General features: G+C 67.3%; 20 protein-coding genes. 15 read left to right on the plus strand and 5 right to left on the minus strand.

All coding sequences use genetic code 11. The annotated features are described in order from the left end of the window. Positions 1-13 precede the first annotated feature (13 nt). From lpxD to DPV79_RS06990, 6 genes are all read left to right on the plus strand, one after another. Positions 14-1,093 carry a UDP-3-O-(3-hydroxymyristoyl)glucosamine N-acyltransferase gene (gene lpxD, locus DPV79_RS06965; RefSeq protein ID WP_021159111.1) on the plus strand — a complete coding sequence of 360 codons (1,080 nt, stop codon included), beginning with the start codon at positions 14-16 and terminating at the stop codon, positions 1,091-1,093. 129 nt (positions 1,094-1,222) lie between these two features. Beyond that, a complete protein-coding gene (gene fabZ, locus DPV79_RS06970) occupies positions 1,223-1,690 on the plus strand; it encodes a 3-hydroxyacyl-ACP dehydratase FabZ (RefSeq protein ID WP_021159112.1) in 468 nt (155 codons plus the stop codon). Positions 1,691-1,748: 58 nt separating this feature from the next. After that, positions 1,749-2,537 (plus strand): acyl-ACP--UDP-N-acetylglucosamine O-acyltransferase, encoded by a 789-nt coding sequence (gene lpxA, locus DPV79_RS06975; protein ID WP_021159113.1) that lies wholly within the window; start codon positions 1,749-1,751, stop codon positions 2,535-2,537. 3 nt (positions 2,538-2,540) lie between these two features. Next, positions 2,541-3,710, plus strand: coding sequence for a lipid-A-disaccharide synthase (lpxB, locus tag DPV79_RS06980; protein ID WP_042974811.1), 1,170 nt, complete (start codon positions 2,541-2,543; stop codon positions 3,708-3,710). Further along, positions 3,707-4,351 carry a ribonuclease HII gene (gene rnhB / locus DPV79_RS06985; RefSeq protein WP_059687328.1) on the plus strand — a complete coding sequence of 215 codons (645 nt, stop codon included), beginning with the start codon at positions 3,707-3,709 and terminating at the stop codon, positions 4,349-4,351. The genes lpxB and rnhB overlap by 4 nt, the downstream gene beginning before the upstream one ends. Next, positions 4,348-5,124, plus strand: coding sequence for a TrmH family RNA methyltransferase (locus tag DPV79_RS06990; RefSeq protein ID WP_113045073.1), 777 nt, complete (start codon positions 4,348-4,350; stop codon positions 5,122-5,124). The genes rnhB and DPV79_RS06990 overlap by 4 nt, the downstream gene beginning before the upstream one ends. Before the next feature lie 103 nt (positions 5,125-5,227). On the opposite strand, the gene ppsR is transcribed toward DPV79_RS06990, so the two are convergent. Then, positions 5,228-6,043, minus strand: a complete 816-nt coding sequence (gene ppsR, locus DPV79_RS06995) for a posphoenolpyruvate synthetase regulatory kinase/phosphorylase PpsR (protein ID WP_021159117.1) — start codon at positions 6,041-6,043, stop codon at positions 5,228-5,230. Between the two features lie 375 nt (positions 6,044-6,418). On the opposite strand from ppsR, the gene ppsA reads away from it, so the two are divergent. The 3 genes from ppsA to DPV79_RS07015 all read left to right on the plus strand — a co-directional run bounded on the left by ppsA (position 6,419) and on the right by DPV79_RS07015 (position 10,430). After that, positions 6,419-8,821 carry a phosphoenolpyruvate synthase gene (gene ppsA, locus DPV79_RS07005; RefSeq protein ID WP_048020911.1) on the plus strand — a complete coding sequence of 801 codons (2,403 nt, stop codon included), beginning with the start codon at positions 6,419-6,421 and terminating at the stop codon, positions 8,819-8,821. A 205-nt stretch (positions 8,822-9,026) separates the two neighbouring features. Next, complete coding sequence (locus DPV79_RS07010) at positions 9,027-9,461, plus strand: NfeD family protein (protein WP_060222478.1); 435 nt, start codon at positions 9,027-9,029, stop codon at positions 9,459-9,461. Between the two features lie 33 nt (positions 9,462-9,494). Beyond that, positions 9,495-10,430, plus strand: coding sequence for an SPFH domain-containing protein (locus DPV79_RS07015; protein WP_014896750.1), 936 nt, complete (start codon positions 9,495-9,497; stop codon positions 10,428-10,430). A gap of 250 nt (positions 10,431-10,680) precedes the next feature. Here DPV79_RS07015 and smpB read toward each other — a convergent pair whose 3' ends face one another. Further along, complete coding sequence (gene smpB / locus DPV79_RS07020) at positions 10,681-11,127, minus strand: SsrA-binding protein SmpB (RefSeq protein WP_006478511.1); 447 nt, start codon at positions 11,125-11,127, stop codon at positions 10,681-10,683. Positions 11,128-11,226: 99 nt separating this feature from the next. Here smpB and DPV79_RS07025 point away from each other — a divergent pair, with 99 nt between their 5' ends. Both DPV79_RS07025 and DPV79_RS07030 read left to right on the plus strand, forming a co-directional pair. Beyond that, on the plus strand, positions 11,227-11,664 hold the full coding sequence (locus DPV79_RS07025) for a type II toxin-antitoxin system RatA family toxin (protein ID WP_006478512.1): 438 nt from the start codon (positions 11,227-11,229) through the stop codon (positions 11,662-11,664). Between the two features lie 4 nt (positions 11,665-11,668). Beyond that, positions 11,669-11,992, plus strand: coding sequence for an RnfH family protein (locus DPV79_RS07030; protein ID WP_060057536.1), 324 nt, complete (start codon positions 11,669-11,671; stop codon positions 11,990-11,992). Positions 11,993-12,046: 54 nt separating this feature from the next. Here DPV79_RS07030 and DPV79_RS07035 read toward each other — a convergent pair whose 3' ends face one another. The 3 genes from DPV79_RS07035 to DPV79_RS07045 all read right to left on the minus strand — a co-directional run bounded on the left by DPV79_RS07035 (position 12,047) and on the right by DPV79_RS07045 (position 15,111). Continuing rightward, complete coding sequence (locus DPV79_RS07035; RefSeq protein WP_113045074.1) at positions 12,047-13,042, minus strand: DMT family transporter; 996 nt, start codon at positions 13,040-13,042, stop codon at positions 12,047-12,049. Positions 13,043-13,175: 133 nt separating this feature from the next. Beyond that, positions 13,176-13,859 (minus strand): Vgb family protein, encoded by a 684-nt coding sequence (locus tag DPV79_RS07040; protein WP_113045135.1) that lies wholly within the window; start codon positions 13,857-13,859, stop codon positions 13,176-13,178. A gap of 31 nt (positions 13,860-13,890) precedes the next feature. Continuing rightward, positions 13,891-15,111, minus strand: coding sequence for a helix-turn-helix domain-containing protein (locus tag DPV79_RS07045; protein ID WP_113045075.1), 1,221 nt, complete (start codon positions 15,109-15,111; stop codon positions 13,891-13,893). Positions 15,112-15,225: 114 nt separating this feature from the next. Here DPV79_RS07045 and DPV79_RS07050 point away from each other — a divergent pair, with 114 nt between their 5' ends. The 4 genes from DPV79_RS07050 (at position 15,226) to DPV79_RS07065 (ending at position 19,188) form a co-directional block, all read left to right on the plus strand. Then, positions 15,226-15,990: a DUF899 domain-containing protein gene (locus DPV79_RS07050; protein ID WP_113045076.1), complete on the plus strand. Its 765-nt coding sequence runs from the start codon at positions 15,226-15,228 to the stop codon at positions 15,988-15,990. A gap of 34 nt (positions 15,991-16,024) precedes the next feature. Then, the gene (locus DPV79_RS07055; protein ID WP_113045077.1) at positions 16,025-16,831 is read left to right on the plus strand and encodes a copper chaperone; all 807 of its coding nucleotides are present in this window, start codon (positions 16,025-16,027) and stop codon (positions 16,829-16,831) included. 278 nt (positions 16,832-17,109) lie between these two features. Next, positions 17,110-18,570, plus strand: coding sequence for an IMP dehydrogenase (guaB, locus tag DPV79_RS07060; RefSeq protein ID WP_048020927.1), 1,461 nt, complete (start codon positions 17,110-17,112; stop codon positions 18,568-18,570). 6 nt (positions 18,571-18,576) lie between these two features. Beyond that, on the plus strand, positions 18,577-19,188 hold the full coding sequence (locus DPV79_RS07065) for a hypothetical protein (protein ID WP_059587781.1): 612 nt from the start codon (positions 18,577-18,579) through the stop codon (positions 19,186-19,188). Positions 19,189-19,270: the final 82 nt, after the last annotated feature.

Here is a 19,270-nt window from a genome sequence, read left to right on the forward strand (position 1 = left end):
GAGCAGACGACGAATGGCATTGACGCTTGAGGAACTCGTAAAGCGGTTCGGCGGCGAGATCGCCGGCGACGCACAGTGCAAGGTGGGCGGGCTCGCACCGCTCGACCAGGCAGGCCCGCAGCAACTCGCGTTCCTCGCGAATCCGAAGTACCTGTCGCAGGTCGAGTCGACCCGCGCCGGCGCGGTGCTGATCGCGCCGAAGGATCTGGAAAAGCTGGGCGCGGCCGCGACGGGTCGCAATTTCATTGTCACGCCGAATCCGTACGCGTACTTCGCGCGTGTCGCGCAGATGTTCATCGATCTGGCCACGCCGCAGCGTGCCGCCGGCGTGCATCCGAGCGCGACGATCGATCCGGCCGCGCAGGTCGCCGCGAGCGCGGTGATCGGCCCGCACGTGACGGTCGAGGCCGGTGCGGTGATCGAGGACGGCGTGCAGCTCGACGCGAACGTCTTCATCGGCCGCGGCACGACGATCGGCGCGGGCTCGCACATCTATCCGAACGCGTCGGTGTACCACGGCTGCAAGGTCGGCCCGCGCGCGATCATCCATGCGGGCGCCGTGATCGGCTCCGACGGTTTCGGCTTCGCGCCGGATTTCGTCGGCGACGGCGACGCGCGCACCGGCAGCTGGGTCAAGATCCCGCAGGTCGGCGGCGTATCGATCGGCCCGGACGTCGAGATCGGCGCGAACACGACGATCGACCGCGGCGCGATGGCGGATACCGTCATCGACGAATGCGTGAAGATCGACAACCAGGTGCAGATCGCCCACAACTGCCGGATCGGCGCCTACACGGTGATCGCCGGCAAGGCGGGCATCGCGGGCAGCACGACGATCGGCCGCCATTGCATGATCGGCGGCGCGGCAGGGATCGCCGGCCACGTGACGCTCGGCGACTATGTCATCATCACCGCGAATTCGGGCGTATCGAAGTCGCTGCCGAAGGCCGGCATCTATACCAGCGCATTCCCGGCCGTCGACCACGGCGAATGGAACAAGAGCGCCGCGCTCGTGCGCAACCTCGACAAGCTGCGCGAGCGCATCAAGGCGCTCGAAGCCGCGCTCGCCGCCCAGGGCGGCACGGGCGCCTGAGCGCATCATGCGAGACCTCGAACCGGGCACGGCCAGCGCAACCGGCCCGGTTTGCCAGACTGGGCCGCACGGCGGCCCGCTTCAGCCTTTGCATCACCACCGCGCAGCCTCTGCGTGAGACGAACCATCATGAGCACTGAAAAAATCAATCTCGACATCCACAAGATCCTCACGCTGCTGCCGCATCGCTACCCGATTCTGCTCGTCGATCGCGTGCTCGAACTCGAACCGCACAAGGGAATCAAAGCGCTGAAGAACGTGTCGATCAACGAGCCGTTCTTCCAGGGGCATTTCCCGAAGCGGCCGGTGATGCCGGGCGTGCTGATCCTCGAGGCGCTCGCGCAGGCCGCGGCGCTGCTGACCTTCTCGGAAGAGCAGCCGAAGGATCCGGAGAACACGCTGTACTACTTCGTCGGGATCGACGGCGCGCGCTTCAAGCGTCCGGTCGAACCGGGCGACCAACTGATTCTGAACGTGACGTTCGAACGCTACATCCGCGGCATCTGGAAGTTCAAGGCGGTGGCGGAAGTGGACGGCAAGGTGGCGGCGGAAGCCGAACTGATGTGCACGGTCAAGACGACCGACGTGGCGCCCTGAGCGACGCGGCACGCACAGGCAACGCAACGCGACACATCACATCGAGAGGCAACGGCGCATGACCAGGATTCATCCCACCGCGATTGTCGAACCGGGCGCGCAGATCGACGAATCGGTAGAGATCGGCCCGTACGCGATCGTCGGCCCGCACGTCACGATCGGCGCGCGCACGACGATCGGCTCGCACAGCGTGATCGAAGGCCATACGACGCTCGGCGAGGACAACCGCATCGGCCATTACGCGTCGGTCGGCGGCCGTCCGCAGGACATGAAGTACAAGGACGAGCCGACGAAGCTCGTGATCGGCAGCCGCAACACGATCCGCGAATTCACGACGATCCACACGGGCACCGTGCAGGACGGCGGCGTGACGACGCTCGGCGACGACAACTGGATCATGGCCTATGTGCACATCGGTCACGATTGCACCGTCGGCAGCCACGTGATCCTGTCGAGCAACGCGCAGATGGCCGGCCACGTCGAGATCGGCGACTGGGCGATCGTCGGCGGGATGTCGGGTGTCCACCAGTTCGTGCGCATCGGCGCGCACTCGATGCTCGGGGGCGCTTCGGCGCTCGTGCAGGACATCCCGCCGTTCGTGATCGCGGCGGGCAACAAGGCGGAGCCGCACGGCATCAACGTCGAAGGGCTGCGTCGGCGCGGCTTCTCGCCCGATGCGATCTCGGCGCTGCGCAGCGCTTACCGCCTGCTGTACAAGAACGGCCTGTCGTTCGAGGAAGCGAAGGTACAGCTGCGCGAGCTCGCGGAAGCGGGCGGCGACGGCGACGCGGCGGTCAAGGCGTTCGTCGAGTTCATCGACGCGTCGCAACGCGGCATCATCCGCTAAGCGATGCCGCTTCCGACCACTCAGCTCCGGCTCGCGATGGCGGCCGGCGAACCGTCGGGCGACCTGCTCGGGGCGTCGCTGCTCGGCGGGCTGCGCGAGCGGCTGCCCGAATCGGCCCAGTATTACGGGATCGGCGGGCAGCGGATGATCGCGCAGGGCTTCGATTCGCACTGGCAGATGGACAAGCTGACCGTGCGCGGCTACGTCGAGGCGCTCGGCCAGATTCCCGAGATCCTGCGGATTCGCGGTGAGCTGAAGCGCCAGTTGCTCGCCGAGCGACCGGACGCATTCATCGGCATCGACGCACCCGACTTCAACTTCAGCGTGGAACAGGCCGCGCGCGATGCCGGTATCCCGTCGATCCACTTCGTGTGCCCGTCGATCTGGGCATGGCGCGGCGGCCGGATCAAGAAGATCGCGAAGTCCGTCGATCACATGCTGTGCCTGTTCCCGTTCGAACCGGCGATTCTCGACAAGGCAGGTGTCGCCTCGACCTACGTCGGTCATCCGCTGGCCGACGAGATCCCGCTCGAACCCGACATGCACGGTGCGCGCATCGCGCTCGGATTGCCGGCCGACGGCCCGGTGATCGCGGTGCTGCCGGGCAGCCGGCGTTCGGAAATCGCGCTGATCGGCCCGACGTTCTTTGCGGCGATGGCGCTGATGCAGCAGCGCGAGCCTGGCGTGCGGTTCGTGATGCCGGCGGCGACGCCCGCGTTGCGCGCGCTGCTGCAGCCGCTCGTCGACGCGCATCCACAGCTTGCGCTCACGCTCACCGACGGCCGCTCGCAGGTCGCGATGACGGCGGCCGACGCGATCCTCGTGAAGAGCGGCACGGTCACGCTGGAAGCCGCGCTGCTGAAGAAGCCGATGGTGATCTCGTACAAGGTGCCCTGGCTGACCGGGCAGATCATGCGCCGGCAGGGGTACCTGCCGTACGTCGGCCTGCCGAACATCCTGGCGGGGCGTTTCGTCGTGCCCGAGCTGCTGCAGCATTTCGCGACGCCCGAGGCGCTCGCCGATGCGACGCTCACGCAGCTGCGCGACGACGCGAATCGCCGCACACTGACCGAAGTCTTCACCGAAATGCATCTTTCGCTGCGGCAGAACACGGCTACGAAGGCGGCCGAAGCGGTCGTGCGCGTGCTCGAACAACGCAAGGGGCGCGCATGACCGCAGTACGTGCATCACGCCGCCGCGCGTCGAGCGACGTGCAGGACGGTTTCGATTTCAGCCGGCCCGACGAGATCGTCTGCGGTGTCGACGAAGCCGGTCGTGGCCCGCTCGCGGGGCCGGTGGTGGCCGCCGCCGTGATCCTCGATCCGGCGCAGCCGATCGACGGGCTCGACGATTCGAAGGCGCTGTCCGCGAAGAAGCGCGACGCGCTGTACGACCTGATCGTCGCACGCTCGCGTGCGTATTGCGTCGCGTCGGCAAGCGTCGACGAAATCGACACGCTGAACATCCTGCACGCGACGATGCTCGCGATGAAGCGGGCGGTCGAGGGCCTGTCGGTGCTGCCGACGCTCGCGCAGATCGATGGCAACCGCTGCCCGACGCTGACGGTGCGTGCCGAGGCGATCGTCAGCGGCGATGCGCTCGTGCCGAGCATCTCGGCCGCGTCGATTCTCGCGAAGGTCACGCGCGATCGCATGCTCGTCGACCTGCACGAGCGTTTCCCGGTGTACGGCTTCAACGTACATGCGGGCTACGGCACCGCGAAACACCTTGCCGCGCTACGCGAGCACGGGCCATGCGAAGCGCACCGGCGCTCGTTCGCGCCGGTTCGCGCGGCACTCGACCTGATTCGATGAAAAGCATTACTTCCCGCGACAACCCGCTTTACAAGCGCCTGAAGGCGCTCGCGGGTTCGACGCCCCATCAGCGCCGCAGCGGCCAGGCGCTGCTCGAAGGATTCCATCTCGCGAGCGCGTACCTCGATACGGGCGCGACGCCCGAGCTGTGCGTGGCGACCGAAGGCGCACTCGGCCACGCGGAGGCGCAGGCGATCGTCGCGCGCATCGATGCGCAACGGATCGTCACACTGCCCGACGCGCTGTTCGGGCAGTTGTCGAACGTCGTCAACGGCGTCGGCTTCCTGCTGCTCGTCGACCGGCCGGCGCAACCGCTGCCCACTCGCGTCATGCATACGTCGGTCGTGCTCGATGGCGTGCAGGACGCCGGCAACGTCGGCTCGATCCTGCGCAGCGCGGCGGCCGCAGGCGTGCGCTACGTGTTCTGTGCGCCGGGAACCGCGTACGCATGGTCGTCGAAGGTGCTGCGTTCGGGCATGGGCGCGCATTTCCTGCTGTCGATCCACGAGGACGTCGAAGCCGGTGAGCTCGCCGAACGCCTCGATGTACCGGTTGCGCTGACCGACTCGCACGGCGCGCAGGCGATCTACGATTGCGACCTGTCGGGCCCCGTGGCGTGGGTGTTCGGCAACGAGGGCGCAGGCGTCTCCGCGTACTGGCGCGAGGTGGCCACGCATCGCGTGACGATTCCGCAGCCGGGCGGGATGGAGTCGCTGAACGTCGCAGCCGCGGCGGCGGTGTGCCTGTTCGAGCAGGTGCGCCAGCAGCGGTGAGCGTGGCGCCACGCTCGCGCATTCCCCGCACCACGAAAAAAGGCCGCGTTCGACGCGGCCTTTTTGTTTCCGGCGGCGGCAGGGCGGCTGCCGGCGCTCGACCTTAGTACGACTGCCGGTCGAGGCGGACTTCCTGCAGGATCGTCGTCGCGATTTCCTCGATCGACTTGTGCGTCGACGACAGCCACTTGATCCCCTCGCGGCGCATCATCGCTTCCGCCTCGTTGATTTCGTAGCGGCAGTTCTCGGGTGCCGCGTACTTGCTGCCCGGGCGCCGCTCGTTCCGGATCTCCGACAGGCGCTGCGGGTCGATCGACAGCCCGAACAGCTTCTCGCGGTGCGAGGCGAGCGCCGACGGCAGCTTGCCGCGTTCGAAGTCTTCCGGAATCAGCGGATAGTTCGCTGCCTTCACGCCGTACTGCATCGCGAGATACAGGCTCGTCGGCGTCTTGCCGCTGCGCGACACGCCGACGAGGATCACGTCGGCCTCCGACAGGTTGCGGTTCGACTGGCCGTCGTCGTGCGCGAGCGAGAAGTTGATCGCCTCGATCCGGGTCTTGTATTCCTCGGTGTCCGCGTTCTGGTGGCCGCGGCCCATCGCATGGCTCGACTTGAGCTCCAGTTCCTGTTCGAGCGGTTCGACGAAGCGCTGGAACATGTCGAGCACGAGCGCGTTCGAGCGTTTGACGATGTCGTTCGACTCGCTGTCGACGAGCGTCGTGAACACGATCGCGCGGCGGCCGTCGTGCACGGCGGCCTCATTGATCTTCTCGACGGTCGCATAGGCCTTGTCGAGCGAGTCGACAAACGGCACGCGCACGAGACGGAATTTCTGGTCGAACTGGGAGAGGATCGAGTGCGCGAAGGTTTCGGCAGTGATCCCGGTACCGTCGGAGACGATGAATACGGTAGGCAGCATGAATCTGGGCGTCGAGCGTGAAGGGCGGTTGCGCGGGCGGCTGGAGGGTCGCCTCCAGACGCAGTGACAAGGTCGCGCCACATCCGGCAGCCGGCACGGTAGAATAGCGGCAACCTGTTGGATAAGCAATTGCGGGGGCAGGGCGCGAACGGCGCCCCAGGCTTCGCCGCTCGATTCCATAATTCCCGGCAAGTTTGGCGATTTGTCTGCAAATATCGCCCTTCTGCCGGGATTTTTGCAAATCGGGTCGGAAGATTTTCGCCGCTGCGAGTGTTTCTCCAACAGGTTGCGCAAGACGCGCCGCGCCTTTTTGCAAGCGCCCGCGTCCGAGCCCACTTGCGCAATCGAGCATTTTTTTCACACTTAGGGGCTTGTATGACTAACGCAGCAAACGTCGCAAAGGACCAGGCGTATGTAATTCCGTTCGAGCAGTTGCGGATGACCGATGTGGAAATCGTCGGCGGCAAGAATGCGTCGCTTGGCGAAATGATCAGCCAGCTTTCCGAAGCAGGCGTTCGCGTACCCACCGGTTTCGCCACGACCGCGCTCGCGTTCCGCGATTTCCTCAAGCACAACGACCTTACCGACCGCATCGCCAAGCGTCTCGAGTCGCTCGACATCGACGACGTGAAGGCGCTCGCCGAAGCCGGTGCAGAAATCCGCAAGTGGATCGTCGATGCGCCGATGCAGGCACGTCTCGAGCAGGAAATCCGCGAGCAGTTCGACATCCTGAAGAACGGCTCGCCGGGCGAGCTGTCGTTCGCCGTGCGTTCGTCCGCTACCGCGGAAGACCTGCCCGACGCATCGTTCGCCGGTCAGCAGGAGTCGTACCTGAACGTCGTCGGCATCGAAGACGTGCTCGACCGCATGAAGCACGTGTTCGCGTCGCTGTACAACGACCGCGCGATCTCGTACCGCGTGCACAAGGGCTTCACGCACGCGGAAGTCGCGCTGTCGGCCGGTGTGCAGCGCATGGTCCGCTCGGACGTCGGCGCGGCCGGCGTGATGTTCACGATCGACACCGAATCGGGCTTCAAGGACGCCGTGTTCATCACGTCGAGCTACGGCCTGGGCGAAACCGTCGTGCAGGGCGCGGTGAACCCGGACGAGTTCTATGTGTTCAAGACGACGCTCGCACAGGACAAGTACCCGATCATCCGCCGCTCGATCGGCTCGAAGCTGATCAAGATGGAATTCACGCAGCCGGGCGAGCCGGGCCGCGTGAAGACGGTCGACGTGCCGCACGAACAGCGCAACCGCTACTCGATCACCGACGAAGACGTGATCGAGCTGGCGAAGTACGCGGTCATCATCGAGAAGCACTATCAGCGTCCGATGGACATCGAGTGGGGCAAGGACGGCCGCGACGGCAAGATCTTCATCCTGCAGGCACGCCCGGAAACCGTGAAGAGCCAGGCAACCGGCAAGGCCGAGCAGCGCTTCAAGCTGAAGGGCCAGTCGCAGGTGCTCGCGACGGGTCGTGCGATCGGCCAGAAGATCGGCGCGGGCCCCGTGCGCGTGATCCAGGATCCGTCGGAAATGGAACGCGTGCAGCCGGGCGACGTGCTGGTGGCCGACATGACCGACCCGAACTGGGAGCCGGTGATGAAGCGTGCGGCCGCGATCGTCACGAACCGCGGCGGCCGGACCTGCCACGCGGCGATCATCGCGCGTGAGCTCGGCGTGCCGGCTGTCGTCGGCTGCGGCGATGCGACCGACGTCCTGAAGGACGGCGCGCTCGTCACCGTGTCGTGCGCGGAAGGCGACGAAGGCAAGATCTACGACGGCCTGCTCGAGACGGAAGTCACGGAAGTGCAGCGCGGCGAACTGCCGGAAATCCCGGTCAAGATCATGATGAACGTCGGCAACCCGCAGCTCGCGTTCGACTTCTCGCAACTGCCGAACGGCGGCGTGGGTCTCGCGCGTCTCGAGTTCATCATCAACAACAACATCGGCGTTCACCCGAAGGCGATCCTCGAGTACCCGAACATCGACCAGGACCTGAAGAAGGCCGTCGAGAGCGTCGCGCGCGGTCACGCATCGCCGCGTCAGTTCTACGTCGACAAGCTGACGGAAGGTGTCGCGACGATCGCGGCGGCGTTCTATCCGAAGCCCGTGATCGTGCGCCTGTCCGACTTCAAGTCGAACGAGTACAAGAAGCTGATCGGCGGTTCGCGTTACGAGCCGGATGAGGAAAACCCGATGCTGGGTTTCCGCGGCGCATCGCGCTACATCGCCGAAGACTTCGCGCAGGCGTTCGAGATGGAATGCCGTGCACTGAAGCGCGTGCGCGACGAGATGGGCCTGACCAACGTCGAGATCATGGTGCCGTTCGTGCGTACCGTGAAGCAGGCGGAGCGTGTCGTCGGCCTGCTCGAGAAGTTCGGCCTGAAGCGCGGCGAAAACGGCCTGCGCCTCGTGATGATGTGCGAAGTCCCGACCAACGCGATCCTCGCCGAAGAGTTCCTGGAACACTTCGACGGTTTCTCGATCGGCTCGAACGACCTCACGCAGCTCACGCTCGGCCTTGACCGCGATTCGGGCATGGAACTGCTGGCTGTCGACTTCGACGAACGTGACCCGGCCGTCAAGTTCCTGCTGAAGCGCGCGATCGATACCTGCCGCAAGATGGGCAAGTACGTCGGTATCTGCGGCCAGGGCCCGTCCGATCATCCGGACTTCGCGCAATGGCTGACCGACGAAGGCATCGTGTCGATCTCGCTGAACCCCGACACGATCATCGATACGTGGCAGGCGCTCGCCGCCAACCGGAAGTAACGGTCGGCGATGCCGCTTCGGCGAAAGCGCGGTGTCACCGCGCTTTCGTTGAAGGCAAAATGCAAGGTTCGTGTTATAAACACCCCGGTACGCACCGGGGTGTTTTTATTTGTCGGTACGCAACGTGCCGATCCGGGCGTGCCGGTCGCCTCCGCTCGCGGCAGCGAATATAGTGAGTATCGGGGGCGTTTTTCTGGAGGCCAAAATGATGTCGGGGCATCTGTTCTGGTGGATCGCGGTGGGCGTGCTGGTCGTGGCCGAACTGCTGACGGGCACGTTCTACCTGCTGATGATCGCACTCGGCTTTCTCGCGGGCGGCTTGCTGCAACTGGCCGGTTTCGCGCCGCACGTGCAGTTCGGCGCGGCGGCCGCGGTCGCGATCGTCGCGATGATCGTGCTGCGCCGCTCGGGGCTCGGCCGCAAGCAGAAGCGCGACACGTCGACGAATCCCGACGTCAATCTCGATATCGGCTCGACCGTGACGGTCGATGCGTGGCGCGACGGCCGCGCGCGCGTGCAGTATCGCGGCGCCGACTGGGACGTCGAGCTGGCGAACGGCGAGCGCGACGATGTGCACGTGTACCAGGTGAGCGCCGTGCGCGGCAATTGTCTCGTGGTCGTGGCGAAACCCGCGGGCTGATCGTCCGCCGATACAACAAGGAGGGAATATTTCATGGATTCGCTGATCATCTGGGTTGTCCTGCTCGTCATCGCGATCGTGATCGTGTCGAAGACGGTGAAGATCGTGCCGCAGCAGCATGCGTGGGTGCTCGAGCGCTTCGGGCGCTATCACGCGACGCTGTCGCCCGGCCTGAATATCGTGCTGCCGTTCGTCGATCGCATCGCGTACCGGCACGTGCTGAAGGAAATCCCGCTCGACGTGCCGAGCCAGGTCTGTATCACGCGCGACAACACGCAGCTGCAGGTCGACGGCGTGCTGTACTTCCAGGTGACCGATCCGATGAAGGCGTCTTACGGGTCGAGCAACTTCGTGCTCGCGATCACGCAGCTCGCGCAAACGACCTTGCGTTCGGTGGTCGGCAAGCTCGAGCTCGACAAGACGTTCGAGGAGCGCGACTTCATCAACCACAACATCGTGTCGGCGCTCGACCAGGCCGCGGCGAACTGGGGCGTGAAGGTGCTGCGTTACGAGATCAAGGACCTGACGCCGCCGAAGGAAATCCTGCATGCGATGCAGGCGCAGATCACCGCGGAGCGTGAAAAGCGCGCGCTGATCGCCGCATCCGAAGGCCGCAAGCAGGAGCAGATCAACCTCGCGTCGGGCGCGCGCGAAGCGGCGATCCAGAAATCCGAAGGCGAGCGCCAGGCTGCGATCAACCAGGCGCAGGGCGAGGCCGCTGCGATTCTGGCGGTGGCCGAGGCGAACGCGCAGGCGATCCAGAAGATCGCGAACGCGATCCAGTCGCAGGGCGGGATGGATGCGGTGAACCTGAAGGTCGCCGAACAGTATGTCGGGGCGTTCTCGAATCTCGCGAAGCAGGGCAACACGCTGATCGTGCCGTCGAACCTGTCGGATCTCGGCACCGCGATCTCGTCGGCGCTGACGATCGTCAAGAACGCGGGGGCGGCCTCGGGCGGGAAGGCCTGAGTCGGATGTACGCGGTGCGTGAAGGGCGCGCCGCGTGCGATCGGTGTGCGGCGAATCGTCGCGCAGCCGGGGCGCGGATGATGCCCGCGGCACCTTTCTTCAGTCGACGCAGGCGGTAGGGCGTGCCGAAAGCCGCCTCAGCCGCGCCGCCTCAGCCGCCGCCGCGCAGCCGGCATCGGCGATTCACGCAGTCCAAAGCGACACGGCCCGCTTCGAGCGGGCCGTGTCGTTTGCGTGGGTGCGTCGCGCGTCAGGTGCCGGCGCGCATGATGCGTGCCTTTTCGCGTTCCCAGTCGCGCTTCTTCTCGGTTTCGCGCTTGTCGTGCAGCTTCTTGCCCTTCGCGAGCGCGATGTCGCACTTCACGCGACCGCCCTTGTAGTGGAAGTTCAGCGGCACGAGCGTGTAGCCGCGCTGCTCGACCTTGCCGATCAGCTTCTTGATTTCCTCGCGGTGCAGCAGCAGCTTGCGCGTGCGAACCGGGTCGGGCTTGATGTGCGTCGAGGCTTCGGGCAGCGGGCTGATATGGGTACCGATCAGGAAGATCTCGGCGTTCTTCACGACGACGTAGCCTTCCTTGATCTGGCCGCGCCCGGCGCGCAGCGCCTTGACTTCCCAGCCCTCCAGCACGAGCCCCGCCTCGTAGCGTTCCTCGATGTGATAATCGAAGTGCGCTTTCCTGTTGTCGATGATGCTCATGAAAGGATCGGGCCAACTCGTTTAAAATCACGATTTTAGCAAAGCGGGGCGAGTATCGCCCGGCTTGGCGTTCCCACTTTAAGCGATGCCGCGCGATTTATGGCAGATGTCCAGAAAACCGTATTGATCCGCCACTCGGCGGAACAGATGTTCGACCTCGTCACCGACGTGGCCGACTACCCCAATTTCCTGCCCTGGTGCGGCGGTGTCGAGGTTCGCCGTCAGGACGAGAGCGGAATGGAAGCGCGCATCGACATCAACTTCAAGGGCATCAAGCAGCATTTCGCGACGCGCAACACGCAGCAGCGTCCGACACGGATCGACATGGAGTTCGCGGACGGGCCGTTCAAGAAGTTCACGGGTTCGTGGCGCTTCATCCCGCTGCGCGCCGATGCGTGCAAGATCGAATTCGCGCTGCACTACGAGTTTTCGAGCATCCTGCTCGAGAAGATCATCGGGCCGGTGTTCAGCCACATCGCGAACACGTTCGTCGATTCGTTCGTGAAGCGCGCCGACCAGCGCTACGGGAAGGGGTGACGCGATGCTGTCGATCGAAGTCTGCTACGCGCTGCCGGATCGCCAGACGCTGATTCCGCTGTCGCTCCCCGAAGGGGCGACCGTTCGTTCGGCGATCGATGCGAGCGGCGTGCTCGCGCTGCATCCGGAAATCGATCTCGCGAAAGCGAAGACGGGCGTGTACGGGAAGCTCGCGCCGCTCGACACGCTGCTCGCCGACCACGACCGCGTCGAGATCTACCGCCCGTTGATCGTCGATCCGAAGCTCGCGCGCCAGCGGCGCGTCGACAAGTCGCGCCGCGACGGCTCCATCGAGGGCCGCAAGTGGATGCACAAGGACGCGCGCTGATGCGGAGCGATCCGCGTCCTTCAACCCGATTCGTCTGAGCAAACGCCGCGGCGTTCAGTGGGCTGCGGCATTCGCGTTTGCCGCCGCGCTTCCCGGCGCGCTTCCCGACGTCCCGCCGCCGGCGGGCGTGTCGCCATGCCGGCGCACCGATCCATAGACGCCGGCGAGCAGCAGCACCAGCGCGGCGATCTCGAGCGCATGCGGCATCCGCCGGTCGTACACGAACGCGTAAAGCATCGCGAATACGGTTTCGAACACGATCAGCTGGCCTGACAGCGTGAGGGGCAGCCGCTTCGACGCCGCATTCCACAGCCCGTTGCCGAGCCACGACGCGCCGATCGCGAGCACGAGGTTCAGCACCCAGAACAACTGCCAGCGCGACGCGGGCACCGCTTCCTGGAACGTGCCGGCCGGCAGCGCGAGGATCGCGATCCAGACGAGCCCGCCGATCAGGCCCGTCACGACACCCCACAGCACCGACCACTCGTTGCCGCCGAAACGATGATGGCGCTGCAGATAACGTGCGTTCGCGACCGCATACCAGGTCCAGCTCGCGAGCGCGCCCGCCGCGCAGGCGATGCCGGCGAGTTTCTGGCCGAGCGTCGTCGCATGCGCGGCCTCGGACGTGAACAGGTCGACGTTGATGCAGACGATGCCCGCGATCACCAGCGCCAGTGGGGCGGCGAGCCGGCGCAGCGGCACGGCGCCGTGGTCGCCGAGGCCGGCGAGCGTCACCGTGACGGGCAGCACGCCGACGATCAGGGAGCTGGGTGCGATGCCGATCAGGTGCACCGCAGCGGACAGCAGCATGTAGTACGCGACGTTGCCGACGACGGCGAGCCTGACCAGCGCGACGAGATCCTCGCGGGTCAGCCGCGCGAGCAGCGAGCGGGCGGCCGGCAGCGCGGCCGCGAGCGACACGAAACCGTACATCGCATAGCGGCCGGCGCTCAGCAGCAGCGGCGAGAAGTCGGTCAGCAGCCGCGGAACGAGAAACACCATGCCCCACAGGGCACCTGCCAGGACACCATAGACCACACCGCGCTGCATCGACCGCTCCGAACACATGACTGACGAGCGCGCATCTTAGCGACGCCGTCGCGGCGTCGTCTTGTTCATTCCTGCACTCGGTGCAGGCCGGTGGGTGGGTGGGCGCGCAGCAGCGATCGCGGCAGGCGGCGGATCAGTCGTCAGCCGGATCGGGCGTCGCTGCACCGTCGCCCGGCGCCCGCGCCCGCACGGGCCGCCGCACGGCGCGCAGCGTGCCGCTGTTGCCGCCGCCGCAGTAGAAGCGGTCGTGGCCGTCGGATTCGAGCCCCGACACACCGACGCCGGCCGGCATGTCGATCTGCTCGAGCACCCGGCCCGTGCGGGGATCGATGTGCCGCAAGTCGGCCTGATCGGCTTCCCAGGTGCCGTGCCACAGCTCTCCGTCGACCCACGTCACGCCGGTGACGAAGCGGTTCGACTCGATCGTGCGCAGCACGGTGCCCGACTGCGGATCCACCTGATGAATCTTGCGATCGCGGTACTGGCCGACCCACAGCGCGCCTTCGGCCCATGCCAACCCCGAATCGCCGCCGCCGCCGGGAGCGGGAATCGTCGCGAGCACGCGGCCCGATTCGGGGTCGATCTTCTCGATGCGGTCCTCGACGATCTGGTACAGGTGGCGGCCGTCGAACGCCGTGCCCGCGTGTGCGGCGACGTCGATCGAGCGGACGGTCGTGCCGCGCTCCGGGTCGAGCGCATTCAGCTTGTCGCCGGACGCATACCACACGTACTTCCCGTCGAACGTGACGCCGTGTACGCCGTCGACGCCGGGAAACGGGCCGTATTCGCGAAGGATCTCTGCACTGGAGCGTTTCATGTTCGTCACCTCGTCGTTCGGTGAGGTCATCCTAATCTCCCGGCAGCGGGGCAGGGAGTAACAAGGTCGTCGCGAAACCGGGCAGCGGCGGGGTCATCCAGCGGCGCGAGCGGCCGCGGCCGAGCGCCTGGACCTTGTCGGCTTCGGCGAGCACGTCGAGCGCGCGCTGCACGGTGCGCTGGCTCGCGCCGAGGGCCAGCGCCAGCGCGGAACTCGACCATGCTTCGCCATCGGCGAGGAGCGCGAGCACGGCTGCGTGGCGATCGTCGACCGGGCGCGCGAGGACGACGGTCTCGCGTACGCCGAGCGGTTCGAGCGCAAAGCCGCGCGGCGTCGCGACGATGTTTGCGAGCGGCCGCAGCACCGCGCGCAACCGGCCGATCTCGACGCGCAGGCGCGCGCGATGCGATTCGTCCGCGTGTTTCGCGCGGAACGCGGCCGCGACGAGCGCGTTTCGCGACACGTCGGCCGGCCATGCCTCGCCGAGCGCGCGGGCGAGCACGAACAGCACGGGCCGCCGCGCGAGCGACACGGTCGTGCGCGCGTCGCGCACCGTGTGGCGGCACGCATCGACGACGAGTGCGTTCGACGCGAACAGCGTCTCGACTTCGTCGAGCTGCACGAGCCGCGACGTGCCGCGCGCGATGAGGCGCGCGGCCGGTGCGTCGAGCACGCGTGCCGCGGTGTCGATCTCGGCCGTCAGCGCGGCGATGCCGGCGTCGCGGGCCGCCGCGCGCGCCCGCACGAGCGCCGCGCGGGCCGCCTGCGTGCGGATGCGGCGTATCGCGATGCCGGCCGCGATCAGCTCATGGGCGGCGCGCGATGCAGCCGGCAGCGGTGCGGGATCGAGATTCGCGAGCATCCGCTCGGCGTCGTCGAGCTGGCCGACCAGCAGCAGCCGTCGCACGCCGAGGTAGCGCGCGTGCGCGGCGTTCGCGCGGTCGCCGTGCGCGTCGAGCGTCGCACAGGCGGCATCGAGCGCGCGTGTCGGCCAGCGCAAGTCGCGCGATGCGAGCGCGATCTCCGCTTCCGCGACGACGCAGCGCGCACGCGCCACGGCCTCCCGGGGGCCGAACGCGCGTGCGGCGCCGCGCACGAGTGTGCGCGCGCGTTCGAAATCGCCGAGCTGCGCCATCGCGATCCCGCGCAACGCGAGCGCCGGCGCATCGTCGCGCAGCGCGACGCGGTTCAGCGCGCCGAGCGCGTCACCGGCGGCGAGGGCGCGCGCGGCCGCCGTGATCAGCGAATCCATCCGAATCCCGACACACTTGTCACTCCCTCCGGCCCGATGCCCGCCACTAATCTAGCACCACGCACACGGCACCGGACGCCGTGCCCGGATACCCATCGGAAGGAGGAACCCGCAATGACGACCCATCTCACCGGAACACGCGACGAATGGCTGGCCGCGCGGCGCGCGCTGCTCGACGCGGAAAAGGCGCTGACGCGGCAAGGCGACGAACTCGCGCGGCGGCGCCAGGCGCTGCCCTGGGTGCGCGTCGACAAGACCTACCGGTTCGACACCGAAGACGGGCCGGCCACGCTCGGCGACCTGTTTCGCGGCCGTTCGCAACTGCTCGTCTATCACTTCATGTTCGGCCCCGACTACAAGGCAGGCTGCCCGTCGTGTTCGGCGCTCGCCGACGGTTTCGACGGCTTCGCCGTGCACCTGGCGAACCACGACGTGACGCTCGCCGCCGTGTCGCGTGCGCCGCTCGCGAAACTCCTCGCTTACCGGCAGCGGATGGGGTGGCGCTTCCCGTGGGCGTCGTCGGTCGGCAGCGATTTCAACTTCGACTTCAATGTGTCGTTCACCGAAACGCAGCAGCGCGCGGGCGCCGTCGAATACAACTACGCGCTGGCCGGTCACGCGATGGACATGGATCCGCCGCCGGCACCCGTCGTGCAGTTCGCTGCGACGTGCGGCACCGATGCGCGCACGTATTCGCTCGACCGGCCGGGGATGAGCGCGTTCGTGCGCGAGGACGACGCCGTTTATCACACGTACTCCACCTATGCGCGCGGGCTCGACGGGCTGTGGGGGATGTACCAGTGGCTCGATCGCGCGCCGCGCGGACGCAACGAGGCCGGCCCGTGGTGGCGCCGTCATGACGAGTACGCACGCGGCTGAGCGCGCCGGCGACGGGCGGGGGCGGGGGCGGGCCATGGCACGGCCGCCGGCCGGCGACGCGGGCCCCGATCCGCGAGCCTTCGGCGCGGCGCTCGTGGCCGTGTTCGCCGTTGCCGCGCTCGCGACCGTGGCGCAGCATGCGTCGATGGCCGCGATGGGCCGCGAACCGATGGCCGGCGGCTGGATGGCTTCGGCCGCATGGCTGCAGCCGTGTGGCCGAAGCGCCGGACGCGCATTCGCGGCGTTCGCCGCAATGTGGGGCGCGATGACGGTGACGATGATGCTGCCGGTGCTGGCGCCGATGCTCTGGCGATACCGGCTGCGCATCGGCCCGATGGCGACGGCGCGTTCCGCCTGGCTCGTCGTCGTGGCGGGCGCCGGGTACTTCGCGGTGTGGATGGCGCTCGGGGCGCTCGTGTTTCCGGCCGGCGCCGCGCTGACGGCCGCTGCCGCACGGCTGCCGGCATTTGCCCGCGCGCTGCCGTTTGCGGCCGGCGCGGTCGTGTCGGTTGCGGGCATGCTGCAATTCTCGGCGTGGAAGGCCCGGCGGCTGGCGTGCTGTGGGCATGCGGCAGGCGACGCACACCGGTCGTCGGCGGTTGCCGGTGCGGCATGGTGGCACGGCGTGCGGGGCGCCATGCACTGCGGCGCCTGTTGCGGGAACCTGATGGCGATCGCGCTGGCGGCCGGCATGATGGACCTGCGCGTGACGGCTGCCGTGACGGTCGCGATCGCCGCCGAGCGTCTCGCGCCGCCCGGCGGGCGTGTCGAGCGGATCGCCGGTTGCGTGGCGGTCGGCGGCGGCATCGCGATGATCGCGCGCGCGGCCGGGCTGCTATAACTCAAGGTAGGCAGGCCGATTCGACACGTTGCCGGGCCTTGCGTCGCCGCGGCCGCTTCGGCCACGTGACCCGTTTGCAACAGGCAGATGGGCCGTATTGCCGCCCGTTGCGCGAATGGCTCGATGCGGCGGTGAAACGAAAGGCGATCGAAAACGAACCGAACGGCGAACCGAACGATTCGGCCCCCGAACGGCTGAAACCGGCTAAGCCGTTGTTCGCGTTGTGAAAATTCACGGCGCTTCGCGTATAATTCGCTTTTGCGCCCATAGGATTTGCCATGCGTCTGATCCAAAAAGCACTCACTTTCGATGACGTGCTCCTCGTTCCCGCCTTCTCCGACGTTCTCCCGCGCGACACCAGCCTCAAGACCAAGCTGACCCGCAACATCTCCCTGAACATGCCGCTCGTGTCCGCCGCGATGGACACGGTCACCGAAGGTCGCCTCGCGATCGCGATGGCCCAGCAGGGTGGCGTCGGTATCGTCCACAAGAACCTCACGCCGGCCGAGCAGGCTCGCGAGGTCGCGAAGGTCAAGCGTTTCGAATCGGGCGTCGTCCGCGACCCGATCACGGTGCCGCCGCAAATGAAGGTGCGCGACGTGATCGCGCTGTCGCGCCAGCATGGCATCTCGGGCTTCCCGGTCGTCGAAGGCCCGCAGCTCGTCGGCATCGTCACGAACCGCGACCTGCGTTTCGAAACGCGCCTCGATGAGCCGGTCAAGTCGATCATGACGCCGCGCGAGCGCCTCGTCACGGTCAAGGAAGGCACGCCGCTCGCCGAAGCGAAGGCGCTGATGCACAGCCACCGCCTCGAGCGCGTGCTGGTCGTCAACGACGCGTTCGAACTGCGCGGCCTGATGACCGTCAAGGACATCACGAAGCAGACCGAGCACCCGGATGCGTGCAAGGACGAACACGGCAAGCTGCGCGCAGGCGCGGCGGTCGGCGTCGGCCCGGACAACGAAGAACGCGTCGAGCTGCTGGTGCAGGCCGGCGTCGACGTGATCGTGGTCGATACCGCGCACGGCCACAGCAAGGGCGTGCTCGAGCGCGTTCGCTGGGTCAAGCAGAACTTCCCGCACGTCGAAGTGATCGGCGGCAACATCGCGACGGCCGCCGCCGCGAAGGCGCTCGTCGAATACGGCGCGGACGCGGTCAAGGTCGGTATCGGCCCGGGTTCGATCTGCACGACGCGGATCGTCGCCGGTGTCGGCGTGCCGCAGATCAGCGCGATCGCGAACGTCGCGGAAGCGCTGAAGGGCACGGGCGTGCCGTGCATCGCCGACGGCGGCGTGCGCTTCTCGGGCGACGTGTCGAAGGCCCTCGCGGCCGGCGCGAACGCGGTGATGATGGGCAGCATGTTCGCGGGCACCGAAGAGGCGCCGGGCGACGTGTTCCTGTACCAGGGCCGCCAGTACAAGTCGTATCGCGGCATGGGTTCGGTCGGTGCGATGAAGGACGGCGCGGCGGACCGCTACTTCCAGGACAACTCGGCGAACATCGACAAGCTCGTGCCGGAAGGCATCGAAGGCCGTGTCGCGTACAAGGGTTCGGTCAACGCGATCCTGTTCCAGCTGGTCGGCGGTGTGCGCGCCAGCATGGGCTACTGCGGCTGCCGCACGATCGACGAGCTGCACGACAAGGCTGAATTCGTCCAGATCACCGCGGCAGGCATGCGCGAGTCGCACGTGCACGACGTGCAGATCACGAAGGAAGCGCCGAACTACCACGTGGACTGATCGCCGATGAAACCGCTGCTGCGAGCCGTGCTGGTCATCGATGCCGTGCTGCTGCTGGCGTTCGGCGTGCTGTTCGTGCTGACGCCCTGGCAGTCGCTCTTCAACGCGCTGCAGCTTGCGAACGTCCAGCCGGCGATGCTTGGCCAGGCGTTCGGCATCGCGTTGCTCGGGCTCGCGTGGCTCGCGTTTCATGCAGCGTTCAACGGGGATCTCACCGCGCCCGTCGCGCGCGCGGTCGGCCATGTGTACTGGCTGACCGGCGCGCTGACGATCGTCTGGTCGATCGGCACCGGCAGCGGTCCCGCGCTCGCCGCCGCCGGCAGGGTGCTGTCGGCCGTGGCCGGAGTCGCGCTGATCGTGCTCGGCCTCGGCGGCGTGCGGCTCGCATCGGCGGTGCGCCGGCGCGAAAAAGCGCAGGCGCTCGAGGCGCGCGCGCCGGCGCCGCGTCCGGCCGAGCCGGCGATGGCGCAAGCGTCGTCGGCCGCGCCGCAGCGTGTCGAACCCGTCGTCAGCCGTCCCGCGGCGTCGTCGCCGGCCGCCGCACCGTCATCGGCCGCATCCGGCCAATCGTCGTCAGGCACCGTCGCACTCGACGAGCGCCCGCCGATGCAGGATTGACCGGCCATGCGTCGCGCGTGCAGCCTTCCGCCCGACGCCGCAGTCCATGCTTTTGACGCAGCGCATGATGCAAACGATGCGC

Origin of the sequence: Burkholderia reimsis, assembly GCF_003294055.1 — a bacterium.
Lineage (GTDB): Bacteria > Pseudomonadota > Gammaproteobacteria > Burkholderiales > Burkholderiaceae > Burkholderia > Burkholderia cepacia.

What these genes read in the sequence shown, in the direction of transcription:
- DPV79_RS07055 (WP_113045077.1), top strand. Translation starts at nt 16,025, where the DNA reads ATGGCACGGCCGCCGGCCGGCGACGCGGGCCCCGATCCGCGAGCCTTC.
- DPV79_RS07025 (WP_006478512.1), top strand. Translation starts at nt 11,227, where the DNA reads ATGGCAGATGTCCAGAAAACCGTATTGATCCGCCACTCGGCGGAACAG.
- DPV79_RS07065 (WP_059587781.1), top strand. Translation starts at nt 18,577, where the DNA reads ATGAAACCGCTGCTGCGAGCCGTGCTGGTCATCGATGCCGTGCTGCTG.
- DPV79_RS07045 (WP_113045075.1), bottom strand. Translation starts at nt 15,111, where the DNA reads ATGGATTCGCTGATCACGGCGGCCGCGCGCGCCCTCGCCGCCGGTGAC.
- DPV79_RS06990 (WP_113045073.1), top strand. Translation starts at nt 4,348, where the DNA reads ATGAAAAGCATTACTTCCCGCGACAACCCGCTTTACAAGCGCCTGAAG.
- DPV79_RS07030 (WP_060057536.1), top strand. Translation starts at nt 11,669, where the DNA reads ATGCTGTCGATCGAAGTCTGCTACGCGCTGCCGGATCGCCAGACGCTG.
- DPV79_RS07040 (WP_113045135.1), bottom strand. Translation starts at nt 13,859, where the DNA reads ATGAAACGCTCCAGTGCAGAGATCCTTCGCGAATACGGCCCGTTTCCC.
- fabZ (WP_021159112.1), top strand. Translation starts at nt 1,223, where the DNA reads ATGAGCACTGAAAAAATCAATCTCGACATCCACAAGATCCTCACGCTG.
- DPV79_RS07035 (WP_113045074.1), bottom strand. Translation starts at nt 13,042, where the DNA reads ATGCAGCGCGGTGTGGTCTATGGTGTCCTGGCAGGTGCCCTGTGGGGC.
- guaB (WP_048020927.1), top strand. Translation starts at nt 17,110, where the DNA reads ATGCGTCTGATCCAAAAAGCACTCACTTTCGATGACGTGCTCCTCGTT.
- DPV79_RS07010 (WP_060222478.1), top strand. Translation starts at nt 9,027, where the DNA reads ATGATGTCGGGGCATCTGTTCTGGTGGATCGCGGTGGGCGTGCTGGTC.
- ppsA (WP_048020911.1), top strand. Translation starts at nt 6,419, where the DNA reads ATGACTAACGCAGCAAACGTCGCAAAGGACCAGGCGTATGTAATTCCG.
- lpxA (WP_021159113.1), top strand. Translation starts at nt 1,749, where the DNA reads ATGACCAGGATTCATCCCACCGCGATTGTCGAACCGGGCGCGCAGATC.
- DPV79_RS07050 (WP_113045076.1), top strand. Translation starts at nt 15,226, where the DNA reads ATGACGACCCATCTCACCGGAACACGCGACGAATGGCTGGCCGCGCGG.
- lpxB (WP_042974811.1), top strand. Translation starts at nt 2,541, where the DNA reads ATGCCGCTTCCGACCACTCAGCTCCGGCTCGCGATGGCGGCCGGCGAA.
- rnhB (WP_059687328.1), top strand. Translation starts at nt 3,707, where the DNA reads ATGACCGCAGTACGTGCATCACGCCGCCGCGCGTCGAGCGACGTGCAG.
- smpB (WP_006478511.1), bottom strand. Translation starts at nt 11,127, where the DNA reads ATGAGCATCATCGACAACAGGAAAGCGCACTTCGATTATCACATCGAG.
- lpxD (WP_021159111.1), top strand. Translation starts at nt 14, where the DNA reads ATGGCATTGACGCTTGAGGAACTCGTAAAGCGGTTCGGCGGCGAGATC.
- ppsR (WP_021159117.1), bottom strand. Translation starts at nt 6,043, where the DNA reads ATGCTGCCTACCGTATTCATCGTCTCCGACGGTACCGGGATCACTGCC.
- DPV79_RS07015 (WP_014896750.1), top strand. Translation starts at nt 9,495, where the DNA reads ATGGATTCGCTGATCATCTGGGTTGTCCTGCTCGTCATCGCGATCGTG.